The organism is Pseudomonas sp. IPO3747 (genome assembly GCF_013385245.1).
In the GTDB taxonomy this organism is placed as follows: domain Bacteria; phylum Pseudomonadota; class Gammaproteobacteria; order Pseudomonadales; family Pseudomonadaceae; genus Aquipseudomonas; species Aquipseudomonas edaphica.
Genome location: NZ_JACAQL010000006.1, coordinates 56,231 through 67,075, shown reverse-complemented (window position 1 = coordinate 67,075; position 10,845 = coordinate 56,231). Strand labels below are relative to the sequence as shown.

Here is a 10,845-nt window from a genome sequence, read left to right as displayed (position 1 = left end):
ACGATCAATGCAGGCCGTAACGCTAATGTTAATTTAATCCTCCGGTGTAATAAGCGAGTATTGCCAAATGTTACCCTGGGTTTGCCGGCGGCTGTCTGCGCCGCTTTTTTTAGTGCGAGGCTGTATGCGAAGTTGGTTAAGCCGCTACCGTTACGTCATCCTTTTCTGGCTGTGCTTCGGCGTGTTCCGCACCTCCCTGGCCGACTGGAACCCCATCCCGTCCGGGTCGATGCGCCCGACGTTGCTGGAGGGTGATGTGGTGCTGGTCAACCGTGTGGCGTATGACCTCAAGCTGCCGCTCACGGATATATCCCTGGCCAAGCTGGATGACCCTAAACGCGGTGATGTGGTGACCTTCTCGTCACCCAAGGACGGTATGCGCTTGATCAAGCGCATCGTCGGCATTCCCGGCGATACCCTGGAAATGAAAGATGAAGTGCTGTGGGTCAACGGCACGCCGGCTACCTACAGTGATGGCCAGGACATCAGCGAACCGATCGTGCCAGGCCAGACAGTGCCGGGTATCAAGCTGATCGAGCATGCGAGCAACAGTCAGCGCAGCATTCAGTTCATGCCCACGGTTCGGGCATTGCGAAATTTCGGCCCGGTCACGGTGCCTGCCGACAGTTATTTCATGCTGGGTGACAACCGCGACAACAGCGATGACTCGCGCTACATCGGCTTTGTGCCACGCCGCTTGTTGATCGGGCACGCGCATCATGTGCTGGCATCTGCGCAAATCCTCGATCATTGGATGCCGCGCTTGAACCGCTTCGGCGCGCCGATCCTGTAATTACGCCTTGGCGCCCAGTGCGCGAACTGCAAACCCTGCGATGTTAGCCAACTGCTCGACGCTAGCGCCGCCCTTACCGGCAATCTTCATGCCGCTAAGGGTGGCCATCAGAAAGTCGCAGGCGGCCGGCAAATCGGTGCCGGGCACGAGTTCACCCTGTTCCTGCGCACATCTCAGGGTCTGCTCAAATGCACGGCGCAAACGCTCGGCGCTGTGTGCGGTGAGCTGATTGATTTCCTCATCTTCCTGGCCAAACTCACAGATCGCATTGACGCCCATGCACCCGGCCGTGCCTTCGCGAAGGGCGCGGGTGGCGAAGGAGTTCAGGGTGTCGTGCAGGCCTTGCAGCGGTGTCGGGCCTTGGCCCAGACGCTCGATCAGGTCGTCGACGCCCGTGCGCTGATACTCGGCCATGGCCTGCAGGTACAACTGGCGTTTGTCGCCAAAGGTGTTGTACATGCTCTGGCGGCTCAGCCCCATGGCCTGCATCAGTTCTTCGGTTGAGGCGGCGGCAAAACCCTTGTCGCAAAATACGCGGATGGCGTGTTGCAGCACCTGGTCGCGGTCGAAGGCTCGGGGTCTTGCCATGGGGTACCTCTGGAAAGTGAAGGGTCAGGCCAGGTAGCCACCGTCGATGCTCAGGCTGGCGCCGGTCACAAAGGCAGCTTCTTCAGACGCGAGGTAGGCGACCATGCCGGCGATTTCGTCAGCCGTGCCTGTACGGCCCAAGGGCACCAGGCTTTTGATCAGGTCGGCATGCGGCGCGTCTGCCGGGTTCATGTCAGTGCTGGTCGGGCCGGGCTGGACGTTATTGACGGTGATGCCGCGCGGGGCAAAATCAATCGCCAGGCCGCGGATCATACCGGCGATCGCCGCCTTCGTCATGCTATAGACGCTGGAGCCCGGAAAGGCTGAGCGCTGCGCTACGACGCTGCCCACGCTGATGATCCTGTCACCACTGCGCATCACTGCTGACGCGGCTTTCGCGGCGGCGAATGTCGCGCGTACATTCACGGCGAACATGCGGTCGAAGTCTTCCAGGCTGAATTCGTCCACGCTGCCGAGCTGCAAGATCCCGGCATTGTTAACCAGGATATTCAGCGTGCCGAAATGCGCAACGGTGGTGGTCACGGCTCGGGCAATCGCCACCACATCGGCGCTGTCCGCCTGAATGGCCAGGGCTGTGCCGCCTTGGCTTTGAATCTGGCCGACCAGTGCCTGCGCCTTGTCAGCCGACGCGGAATAGGTGAAGGCCACTGCCGCGCCTTCAGCCGCCAGGCGCCGTACGATGGCTTCGCCGATGCCACGGGAGCCGCCGGTTACCAGGGCGACTTTGTCAGTAAAACGTGCGAGATGAGCGGTCATGGGTGTGCCTGTTTTTAGTGGATTAATAAATCCACTAAACCGTATCAGGCCAATTCCAATGCGCCAAGCTATTTATGGATTATTTAATCTTTAACTAGGGCGCGACATTTTTGCCTTACCTTTGGAGGCTCGGCTCGCACACTGAAACTGACGGTGATTTGAATGGATTGTATTTTCTGCAGCATTGTCCGCAAGACGTCCCCGGCCCATATCCTCTGGGAAGACGACCAGCATATGGCGTTCCTGTCGATCTTCCCCAATACGCCGGGCTTTAGCGTGGTGATCCCCAAACAGCATTACGGCAGCTACGCGTTCGCGCAGTCGGATGCGGTGTTGTCCGCGCTGATTGTGGCGACCAAGAAAACCGCACTGCTGATTGATCGGGCGTTTCCCGATGTGGCGCGCACGGGGATGATGCTCGAAGGCTACGGCGTGGACCATCTGCATGCGAAGCTGTTTCCCATGCACGGCACGGGGCAGGACAGCGCGTTCAAGCCCATCAGCTCCAAAGTCGACAAGTTTTTTGCGGCGTATGAGGGTTACATCTCATCCCACGATTTTGTGCGGGCCGATGATGGGGAACTGGCAGCGTTGGCGACGCACATCCGCTCGTTCGCCTGACGCAAAAACCAATGTGGGAGCTGGCTTGCCTGCGATGGGGGCCTATCAGTCACAGCAACATTGACTGATACACCGCTATCGCAGGCAAGCCAGCTCCCACACATCAATCAGCGGCGGCTGCTGACCTCGGCAGGCACATCATCACCGGCCATGCGCTTGCGAAACAGCGCCGTGCGCGCCAACAGCAGTGTGGTAACAGGCACCGTGATCGCCAACAAAATCGGAATCAACCAACCGTGCAGCACCGGCCCGGACTTGAGCACCGAAAAGTAGATAATCGACGCCAGCGCCACGCACCACGCGCCCAGTGTGGAGGCCAGTGCCGGTGGGTGCATGCGCTGGAAGAAGTCCTTCATGCGCAACAACCCGATCGCGCCAATCAGCGCAAACAGGCTGCTGAGCACCAGCAACACGGCCACGATCACTTCAACCCATAACGGCATCATTCAATCACCTCGCCACGCAGCAGGAATTTCGCCAGGGCGAACGACCCGACAAAGCCAAACAGCGCAATCAGCAGCGCCGCTTCAAAGTAGGTGTCACTGGCATAACGAATGCCGAGCACCAGCATCATCAGCATCGCCAGGATGTACAGGTAGTCCAGCGCCAGAACCCGGTCTTGCGCGGACGGGCCTTTGAACAGGCGCACCAGCGTCAGCACCATCGCCAGCGAGAACAGGAACAGGCTGACCAGGATTGCATTGGAGAGCAGGGGGCTCATTCGAAGATCTCCATCAGGGGCCGCTCGTAGGCGCGTTTGAAGTGCTCGATAAACGGTGCTTCATCGTCCAGGTCGAACACGTGCAGCAGCAGGATGCTGCGGTCCAGGGCCAGTTCCGACCACACTGTGCCAGGCGTCACGCTGGTGATCATCGACAGTACGGCCAGGCCGTTGGGGTCACGCAGGTCGAGCGGGATTTTGATAAAACGTGAACGCGGCGGGCGGGATCCGCACGTCAGTACGCCCCAGGCCACTTGCAGGTTGGACACGATCACGTCGCGACCCACCACGAAGAACAAGCGAATGATGATGCCGGGGCGGCGAATGCGCACCGGCAGCGGGCGCAGCGGCGCCATCAGCAGCGGCGCGAGAAAGCCCAGCACCGCGCCCAGCAACAGGTTGCCGGGGCTGACCGACAGGTTCAACACCAGCCACAGCACCCACAATGCCAGCGATAGCCACGGGGCAGGGAACAGGCGCTTCATGGCTGCACCTCCAGGGCGGCGGCTCTGGATTCAGGGCTCAGCACCGGGCGCGTGGCCATCACCGCCATCACGTAATGCTCCGGGTTATTCAGGCTCTCGGCGGTGGCCTGGGTGTAGCGCATCAACGGTTCGGCCTTGAAGGTCAGGAGAATGCTCAGGCCGAGCAGGAAGAAGATCGGCACACATTCGTAGCGGCGCAGCAGCGGCGATGGGCGCTCCTCCGGCGTCCAGAAGCGCTGGATACCCAGGCGGGCGAAGGCGATCAGCGAAGCCAGGCCCGACAAGATCAACAGCGCCACCAAGCCCCAGGCCGCCGGGCGGATCGGCTCATCCACTGCGTTACCCAGGCCCATTGGGTTGACCAGCGCGCTCAACAGGCTGAGCTTGCCGATAAACCCGGACAACGGCGGCATGCCGATAATCAGCAGTGCGCAGGCGATAAAGCTCAAGCCCAGGAAGGCCATGGTCCAGGGGATCACCTGGCCGACCACGGCTTTCTGCTCGTCATCCAGGTTGACGCCGGGACGTGGGTGCAACGACTCCATGGCTTTGGGCAGCGCGTCGATTTCTTCATCCAGCGGCAGATCATTGGCCGAGCGCGAACGCTCGATCAGCTCGGCCAGCAGGAACAGCGCGCTCAGCGCCAGGGTCGAGCTGACCAGATAGAACAGCGCCCCGGCGGTCAGGCTTGGCTGGGCAAAGCCCACCGACGACAGCAGGATCCCGGCCGACACCAGGATGCTCAGGCTGGCCATCCGCTCCAGGCGCTGCGCAGCCACCATGGCCAGCGCCGCGCAGACGATGGTCGCCATGCCGCCGTACACCAGCCAGTCGCCGCCAAACAGCGCCGATGCACCGGCTTGCCCGGAGAACAGCAAGGTCCACAGACGCAGCACGGTGTACACGCCGACCTTGGTCATGATCGCAAACATCGCCGCCACCGGTGCGCTGGCCGAGGAGTAGGCGGGTGCCAGCCAGAAGTTCAGTGGCCACATGCCGGCCTTGGCCAGGAATGCAGTGGCGAGGATCGCCGCGCCAGCATGCAACAGGCCGCGATCGGCTTGCGGTACCAGCGGGATTTTCAGCGCTAGGTCAGCAAAGTTCAGCGTGCCGGTGACCCCGTAGATCATCGCCGCGCCAATCAGGAACAGCGACGACGCCAACAGGTTGATCGCAATGTAATGCAGCCCCGACGACACCCGCGCGCGGCCGGAGCCGTGCAGCATCAAGCCATAGGACGCCGCCAGCAGCACCTCGAAGAACACGAACAGGTTGAACAGGTCCGCCGTCAGGAATGCACCGTACAAACCCATCAGCTGGATCTGGAACAGCGCGTGGAAACTGGTGCCGGCGCGATCCCAACGGGCCATGGCGAACAGCAGCGCGCTCACACCGATAATGCCGGTGAGCACCAGCATCATCGCCGACAGTTGGTCCACCACCAGCACAATGCCGAAGGGCACCTGCCAGTTGCCCGGCAGGTACACGCCAATCGAGCCGGGGCCGCCTTGTTGCGTCCAGTACAGCAGCAGGATGGCGACACCCAGGCCGATGATGCTGGAGAACAGGTTGATCCTGGCTTTCAACGGGCGGCGTTTTTCGCCGAGCATCAGCATCAGCGCGGCGGTCAGCAACGGCAGCAGGATCGGCGCGACGATCATTTGATTCATCCACGTCATTCCTTTGGCTCCCGACCGTCCACATGGTCAGTGCCGGTCAGCCCACGGGAGGCCAGCAGCACCACCAGAAACAAGGCCGTCATGGCGAAGCTGATCACGATGGCCGTGAGTACCAGGGCCTGGGGCAGCGGATCGGTGTAGTTGAGCAGGTCTTGCGGCACGCCGTCCTTGATGATCGGCTCTTTACCGATGAACAGGCTGCCCATGCTGAAAATGAACAGGTTGACTCCATACGACAGCAGGCACAGGCCCATGACGACCTGGAACGTTCGTGGGCGCAGGATCAACCAGACGCCGGAGGCCGCCAGCACTCCAATGGCAATTGCGATGACTTCTTCCATCAGGCGGCTCCTTCGGTTGCGGCAACGGCCTTGGGCTGGTTGCTCGGTTTATGCGCTCGCACCGACTGGTGACCGAGGGCGGTGAGCATCAACAGCGTGGAGCCGACGACCATGGCGTACACGCCAACGTCGAAGAACAACGCGCTGGCAATGTGGATATCGCCCAGCAGCGGCAGGCTGAAGTGCCAGGTGTGGGTGGTGAGGAACGGGTAACCGACGAACAGCGCGCCGAGCCCGGTCAAGGTGGCCGAAAGCAGGCCGAAGCCCATCCAGCGCATCGGCCTCAGGCTCATCTGCGCTTCGACCCATTGGGTGCCGGCGACCATGTATTGCAGGATAAACGCCACCGACATCACCAACCCCGCGACGAAACCGCCGCCCGGCTGGTTGTGGCCGCGCATGAACAGGTAGAACGACACCACCAGCGCAATCGGCAGCAGCAGGCGCACCAGTACCGCCGGCACCATCATAAAGCCCAGGGCGGTATCGCTGGCCTGGCGCGGGTTGACCAGATCGGTGGCCACGTCCGGCGCCAATTGGCGCTGTTGTGGCGGCAACTCCATGCTTTCCTTGGACGGGCGGAAGCGGCGCAGCAGGGCGTAGACGGTCAGCGCCACGGCGCCGAGCACGGTGATTTCGCCCAAGGTATCAAAGCCCCGGAAGTCCACCAGCATCACGTTCACCACATTGCTGCCGCCGCCTTCGGGCAGCGCGCGGCTCAGGTAAAACGAGGAGATATCGTTGGGCGTCTGGCGGGTCAGCATTGCGTAGGAGAGCAGCGCCATGCCGCCACCGACCACGGTGGACAACAGGAAGTCGCGCAGGCGACGGATGCGCGCCTTGCGCAACGAGCTCGGCAGTGGCGAGACTTCTTCGATCCGTCGTGGCAACCAACGCAGGCCCAGCAAAATCAGCACGGTGGTGACCACTTCGACCACCAGTTGCGTCAGGGCCAGGTCCGGCGCCGAGAACCACACGAAGGTCACGCAGGTGACCATGCCGCACACACTGACCATGGTCAGGGCTGCCAGCCGGTGGTACTTGGCTTGCCAGGCGGCGCCCAGCGCACAGGCGATGGCCAGCAACCACAGGGTCACGAACACGATGGAGCCGGGGATCTTCGGCCGGTCGCCCCAACTGAGGCCGCTGTTGAGCATCGGGATCAACCCGGCAACCACCGCCGCCAGCACCAGCAGGAACAATTGGGTTTGCAGGCGTTTGGTGCTGATGCGTTTTTCGATACGGCGCACGCCGCGCATCATCACCACCAGGCTGCGCTCGAACATGCGCTTGCCGTTGAAGTAACTGATGATCGGCGGGTATTTGAAACGGCCACGTTTGAGCTGTTTGCGCAGCAGCAGGTACAGCACGATGCCGCCGGACATGGCCACCAGGCTCATGATCATCGGCGCGTTCCAGCCGTGCCAGATGGCCAGGCTGTATTCGGGCAGTACCCCGCCGACCACCGGCAGTGCAGCGGCGGCGAGGATCGAACCGACCACCTGGGCCGGGAAGATGCCCACCAGCAGGCAGGTAAACACCAGCAGCTCGACCGGCGCGCGCATCCAGCGCGGTGGCTCGTGGGGCGTGTGGGGCAGGTCGGTCGCGGGCGGGCCGAAGAACACGTCGACGGTAAAGCGCAGGGCATAGGCCACGCTGAACGTACCGGCGATGGTCGCGATCACCGGCAGGGCGATTTCTACCCACTTTGTCGCCGAGATAAATACCGTTTCGGCGAAGAACATCTCTTTGGACAGGAAACCATTGAGCAACGGCACGCCGGCCATGGACGCACTGGCCACCATCGCCAGGGTCGCAGTAAACGGGATCAGCCGCACCAGGCCACTGAGCTTGCGGATATCCCGCGTGCCGCTTTCGTGGTCGATGATGCCGGCGGCCATGAACAGCGAGGCCTTGAAAGTGGCGTGGTTGAGGATATGGAACACCGCAGCGACGGCGGCCAGCGGGCTGTTGAGGCCCAGCAGCAAGGTGATCAGCCCGAGGTGGCTGATGGTGGAATAGGCCAGCAGGCCCTTGAGATCATTCTGAAACATGGCGCAGTAAGCGCCGAGGAGGAGGGTGAGTGCGCCGGCACCGCCGACGATCCAGAACCATTCTTCGCTGCCGGACAGCGACGGCCACAGGCGGGCCAGCAGGAACACGCCGGCCTTCACCATCGTCGCCGAGTGCAGGTAGGCCGAAACCGGCGTGGGTGCCGCCATGGCGTGGGGCAGCCAGAAGTGGAAAGGGAACTGCGCGCTCTTGCTCAAGGCGCCGATCAGCACCAACGCGAGCATCACCGGGTACAGCGAATGCGCGCGAATCTGATCGCCCGCCGCCAGCACCAGGTCCAGGTCATAGCTGCCGACGATATGCCCCAGCAGCATCACACCCGCCAGCAGGCACAAGCCGCCGGCGCCGGTGACCATCAGCGCCATATAGGCGCCGCGCCTGGCATCGGCGCGGTGGTGCCAATAGCCGATCAGCAGGAACGAGAACAGGCTGGTCAGTTCCCAGAAGAACACGATCTGGATCAGGTTGCCGGAGATCACCAGCCCGAGCATGGCGCCCATAAACGCCAGGAAAAACGCAAAGAAGCGCGGCACCGGGTCATCCGGCGACATGTAATAGCGCGCATACAGCGCCACCAGTGTGCCGATGCCCAGCACCAGCATCGAGAACAACCAGGCAAACCCGTCCATGCGCAGCACGAAGTTGAGCCCGAGGCTGGGCAACCACATGAATTCTTCGCGGATCACGCCACCGTGGGCGATCTGAGGGTAGAGCAAAGCGACTTGAATGGTGCCGACCAGGGCCACAAGGCCGGCCAACAGGGATTCGGTGTTACGTGCATTATGCGGCAGCAAGGCCGCCAGACAGCTGCCGATAAAAGGCAGAAGCAGTAGAACTATCAGGGACATAGGCTTCTAATCTGCGGGAGTTTGGGATGCATCATACGTGCCGCTTTCTCGATCACCAAACGGCAAGATGTGGCAGGATCCTACAAGGTAGGCCGAAACCTCCCGTTTGGCATTGTTTCGGGCCTGATCATTCCCACGCTCTGCGTGGGAATGCCGCCCTGGACGCTCCGCGTCCCAACTGCTTATGCAGCCGTGAGCCTTGCGCAAGGGTGACGCGGAGCGTCACAGGATGCATGCCCACGCAGAGCGTGGGAACGATCGGACCTGACGGGTCAGGGGGCTTCCTGTTCCAGTTCGATTGATTTTTCAGCTTCTCGCTGATTGCGTGTCTTCATCTCACTCACAATCACCGCCGCCACAATCAACGCCGCACCGACCATCGCAATCGGCGGAAAACGCTCCCCGGCAATCCGCCCGATCACGCCGGCCCATACCGGTTCGCCGGCATAGATCAACGTGGCACGGGTTGGCGAAACACTCTGCTGCGCCCAGTTCATCGCCACCTGAATCACCGCACTGGTCAAACCCAGGCCCACTGCACTGAACAACAGTAACCAGGAGAAGCCCGGCAGCGCCTCGCCCATCGGCACCACCATCAGGAACGACAGCAACGAGGCCGTGGCCAGTTGCACCACGGTCACTCGCCGCACATCCACCTGCCCGGCATAGGCGCCAATGAGGATAATTTCGGCGGCCACCGCGATTGCGCAGATCAGTGTGGCAATTTCACCGGGGCTGAAGTTCAGAGAGGCACCCGTCGGGCCTGTAAGCAGCATCAACCCGGTAAACGCCAACATGATGCCAATGCTCGGCATCAGGCCTGGGCGACGCCCCAGCACCAGCCACTGCAACAGCGGTACGCAAGGTACATAAAGCGCTGTAATGAACGCCGACTGGCTGCTTGGAATGGTCTGCAGGCCAATGGTCTGCATGCCGTAGCCGAACATGATCGAGGTGCCGATGAATGCGCCGGCTTTCAACTCGAATAAGGTCAGGCCACGCAACGTGCGCAACGAAAAGAACCCCACCACAATCGCCGCCGCCGCAAACCGCAGGCCCACGAAAAACATCGGCCCGCTGACGGTCATGGCGTGTTGCACGAGCAAAAACGTGCCGCCCCAGATCATGGTGATCACCACCAGGATGCATTCGGCTTTGCTGAAACGGTTGAAACGTGGGGCGGCGTTCGGGGCGGTCATGGCGGCTCGGTCTTGCAAGGGAAAGGCACGGACCGCACAATGCGCCGCACGCTGGGCAGTATACTGCGCACACCCACCCATTGAGCAATATAGTGCACAAAGAAAATCCACAACGGGCCTCGGTCCTGCAACACGTCAGCCAGAACGTCCGCCGGCTGCGCCATGCTGCGGATCTGAGCCAGACCGCACTCTCGGAAAAGTCCGGGGTCAGCCGGCGCATGCTGGTGGCCATCGAGGCGGGCGAGAAGAATGTCAGCCTGTCCACGCTGGACCGCGTCGCCGAAGCCTTGGACGTGGCCTTCAGCGACCTTATCCAGGCCCCGGATGCTGGTGATCACAGCCGCATCAACGAGCTGGCCTGGGCCGGCGATATCCCCGGCAGTAAAGCGGTGCTACTGGCCAAGGCCACGGCGCGGCGTGAAGTCGAGTTGTGGGAGATGCACCTGGAACCGGGTGATCGCTACAGCCCCGACCCCGACCCGGACGGCTGGAGCGTGCAGCTGTTCGTGTTCGAAGGCTGCCTGACCTTGCTGGTGGGCGAGGAACAAAAACACGTGGCGGCCGGTGAGTTCTACATGTTCGCCAGCCGCAACGTGCACGGCTATCGCAATGACGGCGACGTGGCCGTGCGGTTTGTGCGTAACGTGGTGATCTAACTGTTGGCCTGGCAACAGTGGATGCACACTTTGTTGGTTTGAAACGCGTTCAACAACCTCTTAA

12 protein-coding genes are annotated in these 10,845 nt (G+C 61.8%); 3 read left to right on the top strand and 9 right to left on the bottom strand.

Going from position 1 to position 10,845, the window contains the following annotated elements; genetic code table 11:
- Positions 1-124 precede the first annotated feature (124 nt).
- On the top strand, positions 125-793 hold the full coding sequence (gene lepB, locus HX790_RS10735; RefSeq protein ID WP_099550545.1) for a signal peptidase I: 669 nt from the start codon (positions 125-127) through the stop codon (positions 791-793).
- On the opposite strand, the gene HX790_RS10730 is transcribed toward lepB, so the two are convergent.
- Together HX790_RS10730 and HX790_RS10725 are read right to left on the bottom strand one after the other, a co-directional pair.
- Positions 794-1,381 carry a TetR/AcrR family transcriptional regulator gene (locus HX790_RS10730; RefSeq protein WP_099550544.1) on the bottom strand — a complete coding sequence of 196 codons (588 nt, stop codon included), beginning with the start codon at positions 1,379-1,381 and terminating at the stop codon, positions 794-796. It lies immediately after the preceding gene.
- Between the two features lie 24 nt (positions 1,382-1,405).
- The gene (locus HX790_RS10725) at positions 1,406-2,158 is read right to left on the bottom strand and encodes a 3-oxoacyl-ACP reductase family protein (protein ID WP_017134690.1); all 753 of its coding nucleotides are present in this window, start codon (positions 2,156-2,158) and stop codon (positions 1,406-1,408) included.
- A gap of 162 nt (positions 2,159-2,320) precedes the next feature.
- Between HX790_RS10725 and HX790_RS10720 the strand changes: the two genes are divergently transcribed.
- On the top strand, positions 2,321-2,779 hold the full coding sequence (locus HX790_RS10720; RefSeq protein WP_017134689.1) for an HIT family protein: 459 nt from the start codon (positions 2,321-2,323) through the stop codon (positions 2,777-2,779).
- Positions 2,780-2,886: 107 nt separating this feature from the next.
- Here the strand turns inward: HX790_RS10720 and HX790_RS10715 are convergent, their stop codons facing one another.
- The 7 genes from HX790_RS10715 to HX790_RS10685 form a co-directional block, all read right to left on the bottom strand.
- On the bottom strand, positions 2,887-3,225 hold the full coding sequence (locus HX790_RS10715) for a Na+/H+ antiporter subunit G (protein WP_017137536.1): 339 nt from the start codon (positions 3,223-3,225) through the stop codon (positions 2,887-2,889).
- Positions 3,222-3,500 (bottom strand): K+/H+ antiporter subunit F, encoded by a 279-nt coding sequence (locus tag HX790_RS10710; RefSeq protein WP_017137537.1) that lies wholly within the window; start codon positions 3,498-3,500, stop codon positions 3,222-3,224. Before HX790_RS10710 ends, HX790_RS10715 begins: the two co-directional genes overlap by 4 nt.
- Entirely contained in the window at positions 3,497-3,985 is a 489-nt protein-coding gene (locus HX790_RS10705; protein WP_017137538.1) for a Na+/H+ antiporter subunit E, read from the bottom strand. The genes HX790_RS10710 and HX790_RS10705 overlap by 4 nt, the downstream gene beginning before the upstream one ends.
- The gene (locus tag HX790_RS10700; protein ID WP_017137539.1) at positions 3,982-5,664 is read right to left on the bottom strand and encodes a monovalent cation/H+ antiporter subunit D; all 1,683 of its coding nucleotides are present in this window, start codon (positions 5,662-5,664) and stop codon (positions 3,982-3,984) included. The genes HX790_RS10705 and HX790_RS10700 overlap by 4 nt, the downstream gene beginning before the upstream one ends.
- Entirely contained in the window at positions 5,661-6,005 is a 345-nt protein-coding gene (locus HX790_RS10695) for a Na+/H+ antiporter subunit C (RefSeq protein WP_003192163.1), read from the bottom strand. Before HX790_RS10695 ends, HX790_RS10700 begins: the two co-directional genes overlap by 4 nt.
- Complete coding sequence (locus HX790_RS10690) at positions 6,005-8,926, bottom strand: monovalent cation/H+ antiporter subunit A (protein WP_017137540.1); 2,922 nt, start codon at positions 8,924-8,926, stop codon at positions 6,005-6,007. Before HX790_RS10690 ends, HX790_RS10695 begins: the two co-directional genes overlap by 1 nt.
- 272 nt (positions 8,927-9,198) lie before the next feature.
- A complete protein-coding gene (locus HX790_RS10685; protein ID WP_017137541.1) occupies positions 9,199-10,125 on the bottom strand; it encodes a DMT family transporter in 927 nt (308 codons plus the stop codon).
- A gap of 92 nt (positions 10,126-10,217) precedes the next feature.
- On the opposite strand from HX790_RS10685, the gene HX790_RS10680 reads away from it, so the two are divergent.
- The gene (locus tag HX790_RS10680) at positions 10,218-10,781 is read left to right on the top strand and encodes a helix-turn-helix domain-containing protein (protein ID WP_099550538.1); all 564 of its coding nucleotides are present in this window, start codon (positions 10,218-10,220) and stop codon (positions 10,779-10,781) included.
- The last annotated feature ends 64 nt before the right edge of the window (positions 10,782-10,845 follow it).